A 19115-nucleotide genomic window follows, 5' to 3' on the forward strand; every position below is an offset into this window, starting at 1 on the left:
AGGAATGTGAAATGTGTCCTTGACCTCTTTTATGTTATTTTATTCTTCAACAAATACAGCGGCCGAGCCTTTAATAATGAGCTTTCCGTTTTCAAGGCTTGCGCCATGACCTACTGTATAAATTATCTTGCCATTGACGTTTTCGATCTCTGTCGTTTCGTCTTTTGGATTTATGACCGCCATTATGCTCTGTCCCTCGCCCTTACGTCTGTATACCAGAGGATATCCGCTTGACAAAAACTCTATCTCGCCCCTGCTTTGCAGTGCAGGATTTTTCTGCCTGAAGCTTATAAGCCCTTTGACTTCGCTTCTAAGTGATGTGCTGTCCTTGGATTGGCTTTCAGCGTCAGGTCTGTCTTTACTGCTGTCCAGTGGTACATAGAGCATTTCAGCCTTAGCTGATGAGAAGCCTGCATTAAGCCCCTTGTTCCACTGCATAGGCGAACGTGAGCCGGTTCTGCCATAGCCACCCTCAACTGATGTCAGATTCTCCACATATCTCATGCCTATTTCGTCACCATAGTAGATAAACGGTGCGCCCGGCATTGTGAGCAGGAAAGCAAATGCAACACGCATTTCGTCTGTATCAAGGGTTCTTGCAAGTCTGTCCATATCGTGGTTGCCTGACGGGATACAGATAAGACCCTTGCCGTCTGTCTTGGCATAATTGGTTTTGTATGCTTCAACAAATTCTTTAGCCGAACCCTTGCCACGCTTAGAGAAATAAGGCTCTTCACAGCGGAAAAGGTCATTATAATGTGACGGACCAAAGTGCAACAGAAAGTCCATATGGAAACCGCCGATTATTGACTTGTCAGGTTCTCCCCACTCTGATACCATAGCGGCATATGGGAACTCCTTATTAAGAAATTCTCTTACGTTTTGCCAAAGTGCGATAGTGCCTTTGCCGTTCTCGTCATTCTTTACAAGAGAGCCTGCCATATCCACTCTGAATCCGTCTGCACCGGCACTGAGCCAGAAGCGCATTATATCCTTGAGAGCCTCAAGTGTGGCTCTCGGACCCTCGTCATTCATAGACTGCTGCCACTTTTTATCAGGATCAGGCTTATAATAGCCGTAGTTAAGTGCAGGCTGATGTGAGAAGAAATTCACGGCACAAGATCCGTCCCTGTCGGAGATACCACGGATACTAGCCATGCCGTCAGGCTCTACCCATATGCTGTCTGTCCACACATAGCGGTCTGTGAACTCGTTCCTCTCGGCTTTCATTGATTCCTTAAACCATTTGTGAGTAACGGCAGTATGACCAGGTACAAGGTCGAGAAGGACGTGCATACCACGCTTGTGAGCCTCGTTAAAAAGCTCCACCAGGTCCTCGTTAGTGCCATAACGTGGTGCGACTGTGTAATAGTCCTCAACGTCATAGCCTGCATCGCCAAAAGGTGATTTGAAGCATGGGTTTATCCAAATAGCGTTACACCCCAGCTCGCAGATATAGTCAAGTTTTTCTGTAATACCCTTGATATCACCGATACCGTCTGAGTTTGTGTCATTGAACGATTGTGGATAGATCTCGTAGAAAACTGCGTTGTCAAGCCACTTCGGTTGCTTTGTCATGATAATTCCTCCTGAATATCGTCAGAATATATTTATTAGTCTTCCATGCCCTTCATGTATTCCACGAACTGCTTTGCAACTCTCGGTGAACGTCCTGCTCTTGAAAGCGCATAAGCCTCAGCCTTTTGAAGCACCTCATCAATAGGAGTTTTAAGCTCGTATTGCTTTGCAAGTTTCTCAACTACATCAAGGTAAATCTTCTTGTCAGGCTTCTGATATGTGACAGTAAGACCAAAACGGTCTGACAGTGAAAGAAGCTCCTGCATAGTGTCTTTGAAGTGTATCTCGTCACCCTCTCGTGAGGAGAACGTCTCGTGTACAAGATGTCTTCTGTTTGAGGTAGCATAAATGCAGAGATTGTCCGCAGTTGATGAAACGCTTCCCTCGAGGATAGCTTTCAGTGCCGCAAAATCATCATCGTCCTCTGTGAATGAAAGGTCGTCTATGAAGATAATGAACTTCAATGGATTTTTGCTTACCGTTTCTACAATGGCTGGTATCTCATGGAGCTGCTTCTTTTTAAGCTCGATAAGTCTTAGACCCTTGCAGGCATATTCGTTTGCTATAGCCTTGACAGTTGAGGACTTGCCTGTACCGCAGTCACCATAAAGCAGAACGTTGTTGGCAGGCTTGCCTTTCAAAAGCGCAAGAGTGTTGTTTATGACCTCCTGACGCTCACGTTCATAATTGTGCAGGTCGGAAAGCTTTATGTCATCAGGATATTCAACCGGAACTATCTTTCCGTCTTTGATAACAAATACATGATACTGAGAATAGATGCCGTAACCGTACTGACCGATAGCATGTATCCTGTCAGCATATATCTGCGAGAAGTCAAGCTTTTGTGTAGCATATCTCGGCAGAAAGCCGTCATAGTCTATCTTTGAGATTATCTCGTCACTTGGTATCTGTGAAAGCTCCTCGATAACGGCAAGCTCGTTTGCAAGACATTCCTCCAAAAGCGCACCTGTCTCCTTGCCTTCTCCCTTTTTAAGCATAAAAAGGTTTTCATTTTCAAGAACCAGCTTGAGCATATATTCTGTAAGATTATCCGAATATGCAAAAAGCTCAGCCACAAAATCTGAGTATTTTTCTATAGCCATGTCGCTGTCAGATTCGCATACAGCAAGTGTTTCAAGTAGCTTTTCAAAGACAGGAACTTCATGTAAGCTCTTGAATATTACTAATGTGTGTGCCTGACGGCAGAGTGCCTTAAAATCGTGCATTATGAACACTTCTTTCTTCATATTTTATATTTATTCTTTATTATACAACATATCATTACTTTTCGTCAACATCTACATTGCACGATTTTAACAAAAAACATTACCGCTTTTTGTAGCTTAAAGCAAAATATTTTTGCCCGTTATGATTTACTTTTGTTTTGAAAAATGCTATAATACTATAATAGACCATTATAGAAATAAAAGGAGAAATGGATATGACGGACAAAAACGTATCTATCATGAATATCGGCAGTATGGGTTATCTTCCACAGGTATTCAAAAAGATAGAGAATGAAAAAAAGCTTAACATTGTTTATTTGGGTGGCTCGATAACAATGGGCTGTAATGCTACAAAGACTGAGTTAAGATATGTTGACCGCAGTGCAAAATGGTGGCAGACGAATTTTCCTGACGCTGAGATAAGCTACTTCAATGCTGGTATTGGTGCAACTACCTCGCAGTTTGGGGTGGCAAGAGTGCAGGAACACGTCCTTGACAAACAGCCAGACCTTGTTTTCGTTGAGTTTTCGGTAAACGACAGCAGTTCGCCCCTATTTATGGAAACATACGAGAGCCTTGTAAGACGTCTGCTGAAAGCTGAGAGCGTCAAGGCGGTTGTGCTTATAAACAATCTTTTTTACGATACAGGCACAAATGCACAGGGCATACATAACGCTATCGGTCTGCACTATGACCTGCCTATCGTCAGTGTAAGAAACTACATTTTCCCTGAGATACAGCTTGGAAACGTTTGTCTTGCAGATTACACAGCGGATATGCTCCACCCTACAGACCTAGGTCACAAGATGATAGCTGATCTTATCTGCAATCTGCTTGATACAGAATATTCATACTATAAGAAGCTTGGTGCAGAGAAGAAGCCTTCACTTCCTGAGCCATTTACAGCAAGCAGATATGAGGACGCACAGCGTTTTCAGAACTATAGCTGTTCGCCCGTTATGGAGGGCTTTGAGCCTGATACTCATGCGGCAGAGCAGTGGAGCGATCCATTCAAGGGCGGTTGGATAGCTCACAAGCAGGGAAGTTGTATTAAATTCAACGTGAGTGGAAGTATTATAATGCTGCAATACAGAAAGACTATCAACAAGCCTGCGCCTGTTGCATATGCTGTCATAGACGGTGACAGGCAGAACAAGGTTCTTCTTGACGCAAACTTTGACGAGGATTGGGGAGACCTTTGCTGTCTTGATGAGATATACAGCGGAGCAAAGGGAGAACACACCGTTGAGATAGTTATTGACACAGAGGGTAAAGAAAATAGCGATTTTATGCTTATTTCTGTCATTACAGCAAACAAATAGAAACGTAAATAAGTGAAAAATTTTACTCGAATCTATTGACTTTATGACATAACGATTGTATAATAAATATATATTATTAAATTAGGAGGCATTCTCTAATGAACGATTTTTTCAAAATTGCTGACAAGTACCTCAAGCCGGTAACTACTGGTGCAGGTGTTGTTCTGGGTCTTGCAGTTACATATGCAGCAGGAAGCTATCTTTCAGGTATGAGCAAGCTGTATGGCGGTTTCTACACATTCATGTATGTACTGTTCTGGATAGCATTTGTTCTTCTTGTTATCTGCGGCATCTATGCACTTTTTAAGAAGTATGCAGGTTCTGTTCCACAGCAGAACGCTCCACAGCAGACATATGCACAGCCACAGGCTCAGGCCGCACCACAGGGTGAAAAGTTCTGCCCTACTTGCGGAGGTAAAGTTCCGGCTGGAAATCAGTTCTGCCCTAACTGCGGCAACAAGATAAACTAATCTTAAAGTTTTGCAGATAAAACGCCCTTGATTTTCAGGGGCGTTTTTTTGTTAGAAAACGCATAAAATTATGCCAAATAGGGAATAAATATGTGCAGTTTGGAAAAAGTGAAAAAATTCTCGAAAACCCCTTGACAAATGGGTGGAAAATTGGTATAATAATTAAGTCGTTGCAGGACGATATGAGTTATTAGCTCAGTTGGCAGAGCATTTGACTTTTAATCAAAGGGTCCGGGGTTCGAATCCCCGATAGCTCACCACTAGGGAAGTATCCTTAGTCAAGATCACGCCTTACTTTGTTAGGGCGTGATTTTTTTATGTCTGTTATATGTGATGATAAAATGGACAAGCAAGTGGTGATGAGCGAGCGACCTCAGATTGCCCCTACACTGCATTTATACAACAAAAAAAGCAGCCCCTGTGGACTGCTTTTTTTCAAGCTTGTAGCTTGATCCTTATATGACAAAAAACTATCTGGTTACGTTAAATGCACCCATTTGTGGATAAACTGCGCTTTCGCCAAGTTCTTCCTCAATTCTGAGAAGCTGATTGTACTTTGCAACACGTTCGCTTCTGCTTGGTGCGCCTGTCTTTATCTGGCAAGTGTTGAGAGCAACTGCAAGGTCAGCGATAGTTGTGTCTGCTGTTTCACCTGAACGGTGTGAAGAAATCGCAGTGTAGCCTGCCTTATGAGCCATTTTGATAGCTTCAAGTGTTTCAGAAACTGAGCCTATCTGATTGAGCTTGATAAGGATAGAGTTGCCGCAGCCAAGGCTGATGCCCTTTGCAAGTCTTTCTGTATTTGTTACGAACAGATCGTCGCCAACGAGCTGCACCTTGCCGCCAAGCTCCTTAGTGAGAAGCTGCCAGCCCTCCCAGTCCTCTTCGTCGAGAGCGTCCTCGATAGAGATGATAGGATACTTTTCAACAAGCTTTTTCCAATGTTCGATAAGCTCAGCAGAAGTGAACTTTGTGCCAGCCTTTGGAAGAACGTACTCGCCCTTCTTTGAGCCTTTCCACTCGCTTGAGGCAGCGTCCATTGCTATCATGAAGTCCTTACCCGGCTCATAACCTGCGTTCTTCACAGCTTCGAGTATATACTGGATAGCCTCTTCATCGCTTGCAAGGTCAGGAGCGAAGCCACCCTCGTCGCCTACAGAAGTAGCAAGTCCCTTTGATTTAAGCAGGGCAGCCAGAGCGTGGAAAACCTCAGCGCACCAGCGAAGAGCTTCCTTAAAGCTTGGAGCACCCACAGGCATTATCATAAATTCCTGAACATCAACAGTGTTTGCAGCATGAGCGCCACCGTTAAGAATGTTCATCATAGGAACAGGAAGTCTGTTTGCTGAAATGCCACCGAGAAATCTGTAGAGAGGGATATCAAGAGAGATAGAAGCCGCTCTTGCAGCAGCGATAGAAACAGCGAGGATAGCGTTAGCACCAAGCTTTGACTTATCTTTAGTGCCGTCAGCCTTTATCATAGCCTTATCAACGGCATAGATGTCAGAAGCGTCAAGACCGCAGACAGCGTCATTGATAGCAGTGTTGATGTTCTCAACTGCCTTTGTTACGCCCTTTCCGCCATATCTGCCCTTATCGCCGTCACGCAGCTCAAGAGCCTCAAACTCGCCTGTTGACGCACCGCTTGGTGCAGTGCCTCTGCCCACTGTTCCGTCTGCGAGATATACCTCAGCTTCAACAGTTGGGTTTCCTCTGGAATCCAGAATTTCACGTCCGATTACTTTTACGATCTCAAGATAGTTCATAATATAAGCTCCTTTTTAATATTATGCAGACTACCCGAACGCACCACCATTCGGGCTGATGACATTTCGCTCTTGTCATCATAGAGAAGTCTGCATGATCTATTCTCACGAGGTTAGTAGCTACTAACCACATTTATTTTACCATGCGTGAAGCCGTATGTCAATCTTAGTTAGGCGTATCTAATATATTTTATAGGTATGCACAAAAGGTGTACCGCCTGCCGGCATGGCTATTGTCTTTTTGAACAACAGATAAGCTTTGCGAAACTTTTCGTTTGTTATTATTGACAAGCTTTGTGAGAATATTCGTTTTGGACGTGATCTTATTTATGCTGAAAACCGCACAAAGCATGGTAGGGTATAGAAAAAAGCGGTGCAGAGATCGTTCTCCGTCACCGCCTTGATTTATTTCTCATTTCTCACTTAACTCTGCAAGTGCATTCGCCATTCTTAGATCGCTATCTGTGGTTATCTTGAAATTCAATGCGTCCCCGAGGACAAGGTATATATCCTCATAACAAGCTGTAAACACAGAACAAGTGTCCGTCAGCTTTTTATTTTGCTCCTCGCTAAGCGAATAATAATTCCTCCTCAGATCCCCGAGTCTGAAAGTTTGCGGAGTTTGCGCCTGATAAAGCTCGCTTCTGTTAAGCGTTTCCCTGACCTTTTCGCCGTCAGATCTTATTATGGTATCAGCCGCAGGCATATAAGTTCCGCAGGCGGAATGTTTCGCCATTGCACTTATATTGTCCTTTATTATCTTCTCCGTCACGAACGGTCTAACTGCGTCATGGGTGAGTATTATGTCCCCCTCATTCTTACCATGTTCAGCGACTATTGCCTCAGCTATGTTCATTACAGTGCCGTTTCTGTCAGCTCCGCCGTCTATAACTCTTACACGCTCTTTGTCTATCCCGAAGCGTTCAAAAAGCTCGTTAGTGTATTCGTGCCAGTCAGGTTTTATGCCCACATAAGCCATATCTATCTCCTCCACTGCAAGAAACGCTCTCACTGTTATAACGATAACAGGCACTCCGCCTATCTCTATAAATTGCTTTGGTATAACCGCACTTTTTACCCTAGAGCCACAGCCTCCTGCAACTATCCCTGCAAATATCATTTTATCTTCTCCTCATATAAAAAAAGTTCGGGACAGCCGTCCGCCCCGAACTTTATCGTTGTGTATTGAATTTACTTTATGCCGTATTTTTTCAGCAGAGCTTCGATCTTTGTGTGTGGGTCGATGACCTGTGAAATTGACTTGTCATGATTGAGTGATGCAATGAAGTAAGCAATGTACTTAGAGCAGTCTACCTCGTAGAACCATGGGCTTGAAAGCAGCTCAGGAGTTCTGTATGTGAGGTTCGTACCGAATACGCCGTCGATAATGCCGTCAGCATAAGCCTTGTTGAATGATTCAAGACCATTTGTGAAAATTGGATAAGTAGCATAGCAGTAGATCTTGTTAGCTTTACGCTTTTTAAGCTCTACAGCGATATCCAGCATCGACTCGCCTGATGAGATGATGTCGTCGGCAATGAAAACGTCCTTGCCGGCAACGTCATTGCCCATGTATTCGTGAGCAACGATAGGGTTTCTTCCGTCGATGATAGTTGAATAATCTCTTCTCTTATAGAACATACCGAGGTTTACGCCCAGAACAGAAGCGTAGTACATATTTCTGTTGATAGCGCCCTCGTCAGGGGAGATTATCATGAAGTGATCCTTGTCAGGTCTGAAATCTGAAAGGTTTTTAAACATTGCCTTGAGAACCTGATAGGAAGGGATTATGTTGTCAAGACCCATGAGTGGAACAGCGTTCTGTACTCTTGGATCGTGAGCGTCAAAAGTAAGGATATTTGAAACGCCCATAGACTGAAGCTCCTGAAGAGCAACTGCACAGTCAAGAGATTCTCTGTAGTTTCTTCTGTGCTGTCTGCCGCCGTAAAGGGAAGGCATGATGATGTTTATTCTGTGAGCCTTACCGCCTGCAGCCTGGATTATTCTTTTAAGATCCTGATAATGATCGTCAGGTGACATACAGTTTTCCCTGCCGAAATAGTTGTATGTGCAGCTATAGTTTCCTACGTCGCAGAGAATGAAAAGATCGTCGCCTCTGATAGATGACTTGATAAGGCCCTTGCCGTCACCGGAAGAAAATCTAGGACAAACAGCCTCAACAAGGAAAGTATCCTTAACAAATTCGTTTTCATTAGCCCATTTTGTAAGATAACCATCTACCTTCTTGCCAAGCTCGGAAGCGCCTGCCATAGCAATAAGACCAAGCGGTGCAACTCTTGAGTCATTGTCGAACAATACATTGTCAGCATTACCCATTATTATCATATCCTCCAATACTAATTGTTGTCTGACCTCAGGTCAGTACGAAACATACCAATATACATATATTATACTTTATAAATCCCGATTTTACAATAGCTTTTTTGCAAATAATAAATTTTTCTCACTTTTCACAAAAAACACACTGTTACTGCGGCACATTTAGACACAAAAATCAAGTAAACGTTTGCTAACCGCACGACAGGTAAACTTTTTTTGCATATATAAAAAAGTCCTTGCGTTTTTGGATAAAATGATATATAATAAAATAGAATAGGTATGTGTGCAGTATATTGCACACAACTGACAGAATTATTGAAGGAGTTAATGATATGACAAAAGCACAAAGATATTTCATGGAAATAAAAGATAAGAGAGTAGCGTTCATAGGCACGGGCGTAAGTCACCTTGAGCTTATAAAGCTTTTTCTCTCAAAGGGCATAAGATGCGTTGTCTGCGACAAAAAGACAGAGGACGAATTTGATGAGCTTATCTATGAGGAGCTTTCCGCAAAGGGCTGTGAGTTCTCATTGGGCGAGCATTATCTTGATATCATCTTCAACTGCGATATAGTTTTCAGAACACCTGGTATGTACTATAATGATGAAACTATCACAAAGGCAAGAAAAGCAGGCGTTGCCATTACATCAGAAATGGAAACTTTCTTTGACCTCTGCCCATGCAAGATATACGGCGTAACAGGTTCAGACGGAAAGACTACTACTACTACCCTTATCAGCGAAATGCTCAAAGCCGAGGGCAAGCGTGTCCATATCGGCGGAAATATCGGCAAGGCTCTTCTGCCTATAGTTGAAACAATGTCAGACAGCGATGTTGCAGTAGTTGAGCTTTCAAGCTTCCAGCTAATCTCAATGAGACAGTCGCCAAACGTTGCCGCAATCACAAACATCACTCCAAACCACCTGAACGTTCACGGAACAATGGAGGAGTATATCAGTGCAAAGGCCAACCTTATCGCTCATCAGAACGGATACTCAAGAACTGTCCTCAATGAGGATAACGAGGAAACAATAAAGCTTGCAGACCTCGTAAGAGGAAAGCTTGTCACATTCTCCCTTAAGCACCCTGTTCAGACAGGCGCATATCTTAATGACGACGGTATGCTTTGCTACACGGAAAAGGGCAGAACTACAGAGATAGTGCACAAGGACGATATAAGGATACCTGGTATCCACAACGTTGCGAACTATCTCACAGCTATCGCCGCAGTATGGGGCGAGGTATCTATCCAGAGCATAGTTCAGGTAGCAAAGAACTTCGGTGGCGTTGAGCATAGAATTGAATTTGTAAGAGAGATAGACGGCGTTAAGTGGTATAACGATTCTATCGCAACAAGCCCTACAAGAGTTATCGCAGGACTTAATTCATTCAATCAGAAGCTTATTGTTATCGCAGGCGGCTATGACAAGAAGATACCTTTTGAGCCTCTTGCCGAGCCTGTGAACAAGAACGTAAAGATACTCATTCTTCTTGGCGCGACAGCAGACAAGATAGAAAAGGCTGTTACAGAAAGCCCGCTCTATCCTGAAAGCGGTCTGAAAATAGTAAGAGTAAAGACACTTGAAGAAGCAGTCCTTACAGCACAGAAAATGGCTGAAAAGGGCGATGTTGTCACACTTTCACCAGCCTGTGCAAGCTTTGACCTCTATCCTAACTTTGAGGCAAGAGGCAGACATTTCAAGCGACTTGTGAACGAACTCTAATTTTATAAAAAGCAGGGATATGTATTATGGATACATTTGAGATACTGTCACAGCTTTGCTCTGCGGCAGGCGTATCAGGAGCGGAAGGCTCAGCGGCTGAGGCTGCGGCAAAGCTCCTTGAAGAGTATGGCGAAGTCACCTTGGATAACGCTCTTGGCAGCGTTATCTGTAAGGTTGGAAGCTGGGCGGACGGCAAGCCTGTTATGCTTCTTGACGCCCATATAGACGAGATAGGCATGATAGTCACATACATCACAGAGGACGGCTTTTTGAAAATATCAGGCTGCGGTGGTCTTGATACAAGGCTTCTTTTGGCTCAGCAGGTGACAGTTTACGGCAAAGAAAAGCTCACGGGCATCGTGACTTCAACTCCGCCTCACCTTGAAAAAGACAGCTCTGTCGCACCTGACCTTGACAGCGTTTTCATAGATATAGGTTTCACGAGCCGTGAAAATGCAGCAAAGTATGTTTCTCTTGGTGACAGAGTGCTTATAGAAAACAAAGCCGAAAGGCTCGCAGGAAGCCGTGTGACATCTAAAGCAATTGACGACAGGTCAGGCTGTGCGGCTATCCTAAAGACTTTGGAGCTTCTCAATGGTCAACAGACAGCTTATAATATCGCAGTGTGCTTTTCAACTCAGGAAGAAGTTGGCGAGCGTGGTGCAAAAACAACAGCATATGATATCAGTGCAGACTATGCGATAGTGGTGGACGTTTCCTTTGCTAGGACTCATTATGAAAGCGAGGAAGAGTGCGGCATAATGGGCAAGGGAGCGATGATAGGCATTGCTCCGTCCCTTTCACGAGAGATGTCAGATAGCTTTATTAGCCTTGCAGAAGAAAAGGGCATACCATATCAGCTTGAAGTCATGAGCGGAAAAACAGGTACGAACGCTGACGCTATCGGTGTGAGCGGAAGCGGAACAAAAGCCGTTACCATATCCATTCCAGAAAAGCATATGCACACGCCTGTTGAAATAGTGGATATAAACGATATTGATAATACGGCTCTGCTTATTGCAGAATATCTGAAAAGAGTGTAGATATTTATGTTGGATAAACTGAAAGACCTCTGCCTCCTTGACGGCATTTCAGGCGACGAGGGAGCGGTAAGAGAATATATAATAGATAAAATAGGCGATAAAGCTGAAATAAGGGTGGATAACCTTGGCAATCTCATAGCTTTCTGTAAGGGCAAAAATACGCCTAAAAACAAGATAATGGTGTCTGCTCATATGGACGAGGTTGGCATGATAGTCACCTATGTGAATTCTGACGGCACGCTGAAAGTGTCCTCAGTCGGCGGTGTTGACCCAAGAGTTGTTTTCGGCAGACGTGTCAAAATCGGCAGGAATAACGTCCTTGGCGTTGTGGGGGGAAAGGCTATCCATAACCTCACTGCCGAGGAGAGAAAAAAGTCTGTGCCTTTTGATAAGCTTACCATAGATATAGGCGTTGACAGCCGTGAGGAAGCCTTAAAGCTTGTGCGCCTTGGGGACAGTGTGAGATTTGTTTCCGATTTTGTAGAGTACGGCGAGGGCTTCGTGAAGTGCAAGGCTATAGACGACAGAGCAGGCTGTGCAATAATGCTCAGAATGATAGAAGAGGGCGTGGAGTATGACACATATTTCACCTTCGTGGTGCAGGAGGAGATAGGTTTGCGTGGCTCTACCTGTGCAGCGTTCACTGTTGCGCCTGATTATGCAGTGGTGCTTGAATCCACAACTGCGGCGGATATTCCATCGGCTTCTGGAGAGAAAAGGGTATGTGAGCTTGGAAAAGGTCCTGTTGTTTCATATATGGACAGACACACAATGTATGACCGTGAGCTTTATGAGCTTGCATTTTCTGCGGCGGAAGAAAAATGTCTGCCGTGCCAGACCAAAACAATGGTGGCAGGAGGAAATGACGCAGGTGCGATACACGTTTCCCGTGGTGGTGTAAAGACTGCCGCAGTGTCGCTCCCTTGCAGATATCTTCATTCTCCAAGCTGCGTGATAAATAAGGCGGACTTTGAGAACGCTTATGTTCTTACAAAATTGATCTTGGATAGGACTTATAACAAATGATCTATGAAACCAAAGAGATCAGCTCAGAACTGCTGAGCGGTCTTAAACCTAACAATTATACAAGGCGTATAAAGTCGCACTTTGCGGCATACGGCACAGGGTATGATTTTCTGCATTTCTATGCCGTTGAGGAAAACGGAGAAAAGCTTGGTATCATATCAGTATTCAACGCCTCTATGATGATATCGACTTTTAAGGATAAGAGATTTGACGATAAGGTATTGGGCGAGCTTGCTGGGTTTATCCTTATGAATAAGCCTGCCGCAGTGGAGTTCGAGGCGGAGTATTCAGATAAGCTTGCAGAGCTTACTAAGGCAGAGTATAAGGGCGACAAAAGGACGGAGTTCAGCTTTGTTGCAAAAAACGATATTCCGCCCCTTGACGTGAACGAGCTTCCAAAACTCGATGATGTTTTCAGGATACTCGCACCGTGTTTCCCTGCCATAAAAAATTCCTATGAGCTGTGGCTTACGGATACTTCCCACCGAGTAAGAAGAGGACTTTCGCAGTCATTCCTGCTTGGAAACTACACCACTGCCACTATACAGTATATCATAGATGGAGTGGCACTTGTGGGACACGTTGGAACGATACCTGAGGAGCGTGGAAAGTTCCATGCAAGACAGCTTTTGTATTGGATAGGTGAAAAGCTCACGCAGGACGGTTTTCAGGTTAGATTGTTTGCAAGACCCCATAGAGTGAGCTATTATGAGGAGATAGGCTTTAAAGCCTGCGGAATAGATCTTGTATTGGAGAGAATTGAAAATGAATGAATGTATATTTGATATAGACCCAAAGCTTTTATCTCTTGCCTCCGAAGCAGAGAATGAGTGCAGGGAGATGTTTGAAAAAATAGACAGCAACGCCGAGTATAACGGACAGAAAGTGCTGAAAGCTTTTATCGACAATCGTGTGAGCGAGGGCTGTCTTAAAGGCACAACAGGCTACGGATACGGCGACATGGGCAGAGATACTATAGACAAGGTGTTCGCTCAGGCGCTGGGCGGTGAGGATGCTTTGGTAAGACACACTTTTGTGAACGGCACTCATGCACTGTCAACAGCGCTTTTCGGAGTGCTTAGAAGTGGAGACACAATGCTTGCCTGCACTGGAAAGCCATATGATACCCTTGAGGAGATAATCGGTATCAGAGGTGAAAAGGGCAACGGCTCACTTATTGATTTCGGTGTAAAGTATGAGCAGGTAGACCTTGTTGACGAGATGTACCCTGATTATGACGAGATAGCAAAGAAAGCCGTTGGCGCAAAGATAGCCTATATCCAGCGTTCAAGAGGCTATTCTCTCAGACCGTCACTGACAGTGGAGATAATCGGAAAGATAGCAGAAACAGCAAAGAAAGCTAATCCTGATATAATCGTCATGGTGGATAACTGCTACGGCGAGTTCGTTGAAAGAAAAGAACCTCTGAGCGTGGGTGCAGATATCATCATAGGCTCGCTTATCAAAAATCCGGGCGGTGGAATTGCTTCTACAGGCGGATATATCTGCGGCAGAGCAGACCTAGTGGAAAAGTGTGCAGACAGGCTCACCTGTGTTGGCATGGGCAAGGAGGTCGGCTGTTCACTTAATCAGAACAGAGAAATGCTCCTTGGCTTTTTCTTAGCACCGCAGGTGGTCGCATCAGCACTGAAAACTTCCGTTTTCGCCTGCCGTTTCTTTGAAAAGCTTGGCTATAAGACTCTCCCTGAAAGTGGCGAAACAAGAACGGATATAATCGCATCTATTCTTCTTGAAAACGAGGAAAACCTCGTGGCTTTCTGTCAGGGAATACAGAAAGGCTCGCCGGTTGACAGCTATGTTACTCCAGAGGCATGGGATATGCCGGGTTATGACAGCAAGGTTATAATGGCGGCAGGAGCATTCACAATGGGTGCGTCCATAGAGCTTTCAGCCGACGCACCTATAAGACCGCCGTTTGCCGCATGGCTTCAGGGCGGTATCACATACCCAACAGGCAAAGCAGGCGTTATGCTTGCCGCACAGGAGATGTATAACAAAGGTTTACTTAGAATATAAAATTTGACTGGAAAGGAATGATATTCAATGGCAGAGATATTCAGCGTTACTGTCGAGGAGATAATCAAACAGCTTAATATGGAGATAATCTATGCTCCTGAGAACATCAGCAGCCTTGTTGTTACTGAGAATGATTGTAACAGACCTGGACTCCAGCTTATGGGATTTTATGAGTATTTCAATGCAGAGCGTGTTCAGATATGCGGAAATATGGAGTTTGCTTATCTTGCTTCACTTGACGAGAAAACAAGATATGAGAGGATAGACGCTCTTTTTGCTACAAAGATACCGCTTTTTATCGTGGCAAGAGGTCATGAGCTTTACCCTGAAATGGTTGAGATAGCTAAGAAATACGGCGTGCCTATCGCAAGAACGCAGGACAGCACAACAGCTTTTATCGCCGCACTTATCGGCTACCTGAACGTTGAACTTGCTCCAAGAATAACACGCCACGGCGTTCTTATCGAAGTATACGGCGAGGGTATCCTTATCGTGGGCGAGAGCGGCGTTGGTAAGAGCGAGACCGCTATCGAGCTTGTAAAGAGAGGTCATAGACTTGTGGCTGACGATGCCGTTGAGATCAGAAAGACATCAAACAGAACGCTTGTCGGCTCATCACCTGATAATATCCGTCACTTCCTCGAACTGAGAGGTATCGGTATCATCAACACAAGACGTCTGTTCGGTATGGGTGCTGTAAAGGTAAGTGAGAAGATAGACCTTATCGTAGAACTTGAGCCTTGGGACAGCACAAAGATATACGACAGAATGGGTGTAGACAACGAGTATACAACTATTCTCGGAATCAAGATACCGAGCCTTACCATTCCTATAAAGCCGGGCAGAAACCTTGCTGTTATCCTTGAAGTTGCGGCTATGAACAACCGTCAGAAGAAAATGGGTTATAACGCTGCCGCTGAACTTTTGCAGAATCTTGGTCTGCAAATGGACAAGAAAGACAAGGTCAAGAACTGGGATAATTTCTAAAAACACGCATATACTTTTTTAAATAGGAGATAGATCATAATGCACTTACAGGGAGATATGCACACGCACACTATAGCTTCAACTCATGCTTACTCCACCATAACAGAGAACTGCCAGTGGGCGGCAAAATACGGAATGAAAGGCATAGCAATGACAGACCATGCCATGAAAATGCCCGATTCGCCACATATCTGGCACTTTGTGAACCTTGGCATACTGCCGAGAAAGATAAACGGGATAACCGTCCTCAGAGGTATAGAGGCTAACGTTGTGAGCGATGACGGAGAGCTTGATACCAGCGAAAAGCTGCTTTCAGGACTTGAATGGGTGGTGGCGTCTATGCACAGTGCCTGCTATACTCCCTCGACACCTGAGAACCACACTAAAAGCTGGCTGAAAGTCGCACAGAACCCTCAGGTGGATGTCATAGGTCACTGCACCACCGCACCTTTTATATTCGATTATGAAAAGGGCGTAAAGGCGTTCAAGGAGTACGGCAAGCTTGTGGAGATAAACGAAAGCTCATTTGCGTGCAAAAGGTCGCCCAGAAGAAACGTAGTGGAGCTTATGAAACTTTGCAAAAAGTATGAAGTGCCTGTGGTCTTTGACTCTGATTGTCATTTCTGTCAGCTTATCGGTCAAACACCGAAAGTGGCAAAGATAGCGGAGGAACTTGATTTTCCTGAGAAGCTTATCATGAACAGTGATTGGGAAAAGATAAGGGAATATGTTCTTGCGAAAAGACCAAACCTCGATATTTAAAACGATGAAAGGAGAAGCCCTCACAAGGGCGTTTTACAGATATATATGAATACACAAAAGCTGCTTGATCTTGCCTCAGAGCTTGAATGTAATGTTGTCTACAACGAGCCGCTTTCAAAGCATACCACATTCCGCACAGGCGGAACGTGTACTGCAATGGTGGATATAAGCTCAGAGGAAAGCCTTGCAAAACTTGTTAGAGCCGCACACGAATGGAACGTAAGATATATTGTTGTTGGAAATGGCTCAAATCTTCTCTTTGATGACAGAGGCTATGAGGGCGTGGTGTTCCTCATGGGTCAGTCAGTGGACGAGATAAAAATGATGAACGAAAACACCATATACGCCGAGGCTGGGTGCAGCCTTATAAAGCTGTGCAGATTCGCTCTTGAGCATAACCTCACAGGACTTGAGTTTGCCTATGGCATACCGGGAACTGTGGGCGGTGCTATATATATGAACGCAGGAGCTTATGACGGTGAGATTAAAAATGTTATAACCTCTGCGAACTCCGTGAGGGCAGACGGCACTGTACATACTACAGAGGCAAATAAAATGGCTCTTGCTTATCGCAGCAGCTGTTATCAGAAAAACGGCGAAGTCATAACCTCAGGAGTGTTCAGACTTGAGGCAGGAGCGTATGACGATATTCAGGACAAAATGGTGGAGCTTATGGGCAGACGCCGTTCAAAACAGCCACTTGAATATCCAAGTGCAGGCTCGACCTTTAAAAGACCTGAGGGACAGTTTGCAGGAAAGCTCATTGAGGACTGTGGTCTGAGGGGATACACAGTGGGAGGAGCACAGGTGTCTGAAAAGCACTGCGGTTTTGTGGTGAACAAGGGTGGTGCAACAACTGAGGATATAATGTCGGTGATAAGACACGTTCAGCACATTGTCAAAGAGCAGACAGGCTATCTTCTTGAATGTGAGGTAAAGATAATACCTTACAAGGAATAATTTAAATAGGGATCAATAAGTGATGATTTTTTTCAGCTTTGTAAGAAAGGAATGAACGTTATGCAGTTTGTGATAATTACTGGTATGTCAGGATCGGGAAAATCAAGTGCCGTGAATGTGCTTGAAGATATAGGATATTACTGCGTTGATAATATGCCGCCTGAGCTTATCCCAAAGTTTGCAAACATATGCAGTCAGTCTGACGGAAAAATAGACAAGGTAGCGTTTGTTGTTGATATAAGAGGCGGCGACCTTTTTCTGAAGCTTCAAGACACAGTAAAGCAGCTTCAGGGCGAGGGCGTGAGTCTTAAAATACTTTTCCTTGACAGCTCAGATGACGTTATCGTGAGAAGATACAAGGAAACAAGAAGAAAGCACCCTCTTGACGAGGTGTCATATGGAAACATAAGAAAAGCTATTGAAACTGAGCGTGAGATATTAAGACCTATAAAAGCACAGGCTGATTTTTATATAGACACGTCCAGAAGCTCAACAGCTCAATTTAAGGAAAGGCTTTATTCAATATTTCTTGGAAACAACGAGTTTATGCATATTGATGTTCAGTCGTTCGGGTTCAAGTTCGGTGCAATGAGCGAGGGCGACCTTGTATTTGACGTAAGGTGTCTGCCTAATCCGTTTTATGTACCTGAGCTTAAGAACAAAACAGGTCTTGACAAGGACGTTTATGATTATGTTTTGAGCTTTGACGAAGCCAAAGTGCTTCTAGGCAAGCTAACAGATCTTATCGACTATCTCATACCTCTTTACGAAAAAGAGGGCAAGTCACAGCTTGTTATAGCGTTCGGCTGTACGGGCGGAAAGCATAGGAGCGTTACCTTTGCAGAAGCAGTTGCGGAGCATCTGAGAAAGCAAGGTCACAGGATAAGAATAACACACAGAGATATAAATAATCAGTAAGGCGGTTTGAAAGTTGGAGGACGTATCCTTTTCATACAGAGCAAAAGAAGAAATAATCAGCAAGATAAATTCAAAGCCAAAGGCTGACGTGTGCATGATGGGTATGCTCACGTACTGTAACTGCCTGTCAGATGATGAGATATCTTTTCTCACTGAAAACAAAGCGGTAGCAGACTTTTTCGTGTTGAACACCGGCAGGATAACCGGTAATGAAAACGCAGTGTTGGTCACAGAGCAGAAAAAGCGAAACGGCGTTGTGCTTTATGCTTTGGATATTCCTGAGCGTGAGGACAGGCTCACACTTCTTGACTATTTCAGAATGGATAAGAGCAGGCGTTTGGAAGAAGCTGACCTGCCTAAAGAGAAGTTTTATCCACAGCTCGTGGCTGGTATATTTCTTGCCTGCGGTTCGGTGAACAATCCTGAGAAAAAATATCATATGGAGTTCGTTATGCCAACGATAGAGCTTTGCAATGATTTTGGTATGCTGCTTATAGATAATTACGATATCACTCCAAAGCATGTTGAACGTAAGAACGCACAGATAGTTTACATAAAAGAGTCTGAGAATATCATAGATATGCTTACTCTTATGGGTGCGCCTATGTGTTCGCTTGAACTTATGAACGTAAAAATGATGAAAGATATGCGCAACAAGATAAACCGAGCGGTGAACTGCGATAACGCCAATATAGAGAAGTCGCTGAAAGCAGCGGAAAAGCAGATAAGCGATATCGAGCTTATAGACGAGACAGTGGGGCTTTATTCTCTTCCTGATAATTTGCAGGAGATAGCTGAGCTTAGATATAATAATCCCGACTACAATCTTAAAGATCTTGGTGCAGCCATAGATCCTCCTATCTCACGTTCGGGGGCAAACCACAGATTGCAGAAGATAGCAGAGATAGCTGACAGGATAAGAGTTGAAAAAGGTCTTGCACTGAAAGAGGAATAAA

17 protein-coding genes and 1 tRNA gene are annotated in these 19115 nt (G+C 44.2%); 13 read left to right on the top strand and 5 right to left on the bottom strand.

The features are described from left to right. Positions 1-39: 39 nt before the first annotated feature. Positions 40-1578 (bottom strand): alpha-amylase family glycosyl hydrolase, encoded by a 1539-nt coding sequence (locus RBI_RS05775; protein WP_038671680.1) that lies wholly within the window; start codon positions 1576-1578, stop codon positions 40-42. 35 nt (positions 1579-1613) lie between these two features. Beyond that, positions 1614-2804: an ATP-binding protein gene (locus RBI_RS05780; RefSeq protein WP_038671682.1), complete on the bottom strand. Its 1191-nt coding sequence runs from the start codon at positions 2802-2804 to the stop codon at positions 1614-1616. Positions 2805-3019: 215 nt separating this feature from the next. Between RBI_RS05780 and RBI_RS05785 the strand changes: the two genes are divergently transcribed. From RBI_RS05785 to RBI_RS05795, 3 genes are all read left to right on the top strand, one after another. Next, the gene (locus RBI_RS05785; RefSeq protein WP_022286721.1) at positions 3020-4126 is read left to right on the top strand and encodes an SGNH/GDSL hydrolase family protein; all 1107 of its coding nucleotides are present in this window, start codon (positions 3020-3022) and stop codon (positions 4124-4126) included. A gap of 98 nt (positions 4127-4224) precedes the next feature. Further along, the gene (locus RBI_RS05790; RefSeq protein ID WP_022286722.1) at positions 4225-4596 is read left to right on the top strand and encodes a zinc-ribbon domain-containing protein; all 372 of its coding nucleotides are present in this window, start codon (positions 4225-4227) and stop codon (positions 4594-4596) included. Positions 4597-4780: 184 nt separating this feature from the next. Beyond that, positions 4781-4856 (top strand) — tRNA-Lys (locus RBI_RS05795). 210 nt (positions 4857-5066) lie between these two features. Here the strand turns inward: RBI_RS05795 and eno are convergent. From eno to RBI_RS05810, 3 genes are all read right to left on the bottom strand, one after another. Beyond that, the gene (gene eno / locus RBI_RS05800; RefSeq protein ID WP_038671684.1) at positions 5067-6362 is read right to left on the bottom strand and encodes a phosphopyruvate hydratase; all 1296 of its coding nucleotides are present in this window, start codon (positions 6360-6362) and stop codon (positions 5067-5069) included. Positions 6363-6774: 412 nt separating this feature from the next. After that, positions 6775-7482 carry an IspD/TarI family cytidylyltransferase gene (locus RBI_RS05805; RefSeq protein ID WP_038671685.1) on the bottom strand — a complete coding sequence of 236 codons (708 nt, stop codon included), beginning with the start codon at positions 7480-7482 and terminating at the stop codon, positions 6775-6777. A gap of 71 nt (positions 7483-7553) precedes the next feature. Further along, on the bottom strand, positions 7554-8699 hold the full coding sequence (locus RBI_RS05810; RefSeq protein ID WP_022286725.1) for a ribose-phosphate pyrophosphokinase: 1146 nt from the start codon (positions 8697-8699) through the stop codon (positions 7554-7556). 335 nt (positions 8700-9034) lie between these two features. Between RBI_RS05810 and murD the strand changes: the two genes are divergently transcribed. Genes murD through whiA form a run of 10 tightly spaced genes read left to right on the top strand, consistent with a single transcriptional unit; the run spans position 9035 to position 19114 of the window. Continuing rightward, the gene (murD, locus tag RBI_RS05815) at positions 9035-10426 is read left to right on the top strand and encodes a UDP-N-acetylmuramoyl-L-alanine--D-glutamate ligase (RefSeq protein WP_038671687.1); all 1392 of its coding nucleotides are present in this window, start codon (positions 9035-9037) and stop codon (positions 10424-10426) included. Between the two features lie 26 nt (positions 10427-10452). Continuing rightward, positions 10453-11469: a M28 family peptidase gene (locus RBI_RS05820; RefSeq protein ID WP_038671688.1), complete on the top strand. Its 1017-nt coding sequence runs from the start codon at positions 10453-10455 to the stop codon at positions 11467-11469. A gap of 6 nt (positions 11470-11475) precedes the next feature. Beyond that, positions 11476-12495: a M42 family metallopeptidase gene (locus RBI_RS05825; RefSeq protein WP_038671690.1), complete on the top strand. Its 1020-nt coding sequence runs from the start codon at positions 11476-11478 to the stop codon at positions 12493-12495. Then, on the top strand, positions 12492-13268 hold the full coding sequence (locus RBI_RS05830) for an N-acetyltransferase (protein WP_038671692.1): 777 nt from the start codon (positions 12492-12494) through the stop codon (positions 13266-13268). The genes RBI_RS05825 and RBI_RS05830 overlap by 4 nt, the downstream gene beginning before the upstream one ends. Next, positions 13261-14532 carry an aminotransferase class I/II-fold pyridoxal phosphate-dependent enzyme gene (locus tag RBI_RS05835; RefSeq protein WP_038671694.1) on the top strand — a complete coding sequence of 424 codons (1272 nt, stop codon included), beginning with the start codon at positions 13261-13263 and terminating at the stop codon, positions 14530-14532. Before RBI_RS05830 ends, RBI_RS05835 begins: the two co-directional genes overlap by 8 nt. Positions 14533-14559: 27 nt before the next feature. After that, positions 14560-15519, top strand: a complete 960-nt coding sequence (gene hprK, locus RBI_RS05840) for an HPr(Ser) kinase/phosphatase (protein ID WP_022286731.1) — start codon at positions 14560-14562, stop codon at positions 15517-15519. A 39-nt stretch (positions 15520-15558) separates the two neighbouring features. Next, complete coding sequence (locus RBI_RS05845; protein WP_038671696.1) at positions 15559-16281, top strand: phosphatase; 723 nt, start codon at positions 15559-15561, stop codon at positions 16279-16281. Positions 16282-16326: 45 nt separating this feature from the next. Then, a complete protein-coding gene (gene murB / locus RBI_RS05850; protein ID WP_038671698.1) occupies positions 16327-17241 on the top strand; it encodes a UDP-N-acetylmuramate dehydrogenase in 915 nt (304 codons plus the stop codon). Between the two features lie 60 nt (positions 17242-17301). Continuing rightward, the gene (gene rapZ, locus RBI_RS05855) at positions 17302-18159 is read left to right on the top strand and encodes an RNase adapter RapZ (RefSeq protein WP_038671699.1); all 858 of its coding nucleotides are present in this window, start codon (positions 17302-17304) and stop codon (positions 18157-18159) included. Positions 18160-18172: 13 nt separating this feature from the next. Then, positions 18173-19114, top strand: a complete 942-nt coding sequence (whiA, locus tag RBI_RS05860; protein ID WP_038671701.1) for a DNA-binding protein WhiA — start codon at positions 18173-18175, stop codon at positions 19112-19114. The last annotated feature ends 1 nt before the right edge of the window (position 19115 follow it).

It is taken from the genome of Ruminococcus bicirculans (ex Wegman et al. 2014), from assembly GCF_000723465.1.
GTDB lineage: Bacteria > Bacillota > Clostridia > Oscillospirales > Ruminococcaceae > Hominimerdicola > Hominimerdicola aceti.

Excerpts from the sequence above, each read along its gene's own strand:
- rapZ (WP_038671699.1), top strand. The coding sequence starts at position 17,302 with ATGCAGTTTGTGATAATTACTGGTATGTCAGGATCGGGAAAATCAAGT.
- RBI_RS05830 (WP_038671692.1), top strand. The coding sequence starts at position 12,492 with ATGATCTATGAAACCAAAGAGATCAGCTCAGAACTGCTGAGCGGTCTT.
- hprK (WP_022286731.1), top strand. The coding sequence starts at position 14,560 with ATGGCAGAGATATTCAGCGTTACTGTCGAGGAGATAATCAAACAGCTT.
- RBI_RS05785 (WP_022286721.1), top strand. The coding sequence starts at position 3,020 with ATGACGGACAAAAACGTATCTATCATGAATATCGGCAGTATGGGTTAT.
- RBI_RS05805 (WP_038671685.1), bottom strand. The coding sequence starts at position 7,482 with ATGATATTTGCAGGGATAGTTGCAGGAGGCTGTGGCTCTAGGGTAAAA.
- RBI_RS05790 (WP_022286722.1), top strand. The coding sequence starts at position 4,225 with ATGAACGATTTTTTCAAAATTGCTGACAAGTACCTCAAGCCGGTAACT.
- RBI_RS05780 (WP_038671682.1), bottom strand. The coding sequence starts at position 2,804 with ATGCACGATTTTAAGGCACTCTGCCGTCAGGCACACACATTAGTAATA.
- RBI_RS05810 (WP_022286725.1), bottom strand. The coding sequence starts at position 8,699 with ATGGGTAATGCTGACAATGTATTGTTCGACAATGACTCAAGAGTTGCA.
- RBI_RS05845 (WP_038671696.1), top strand. The coding sequence starts at position 15,559 with ATGCACTTACAGGGAGATATGCACACGCACACTATAGCTTCAACTCAT.
- eno (WP_038671684.1), bottom strand. The coding sequence starts at position 6,362 with ATGAACTATCTTGAGATCGTAAAAGTAATCGGACGTGAAATTCTGGAT.
- RBI_RS05820 (WP_038671688.1), top strand. The coding sequence starts at position 10,453 with ATGGATACATTTGAGATACTGTCACAGCTTTGCTCTGCGGCAGGCGTA.
- murB (WP_038671698.1), top strand. The coding sequence starts at position 16,327 with ATGAATACACAAAAGCTGCTTGATCTTGCCTCAGAGCTTGAATGTAAT.
- RBI_RS05775 (WP_038671680.1), bottom strand. The coding sequence starts at position 1,578 with ATGACAAAGCAACCGAAGTGGCTTGACAACGCAGTTTTCTACGAGATC.
- RBI_RS05835 (WP_038671694.1), top strand. The coding sequence starts at position 13,261 with ATGAATGAATGTATATTTGATATAGACCCAAAGCTTTTATCTCTTGCC.
- RBI_RS05825 (WP_038671690.1), top strand. The coding sequence starts at position 11,476 with ATGTTGGATAAACTGAAAGACCTCTGCCTCCTTGACGGCATTTCAGGC.
- murD (WP_038671687.1), top strand. The coding sequence starts at position 9,035 with ATGACAAAAGCACAAAGATATTTCATGGAAATAAAAGATAAGAGAGTA.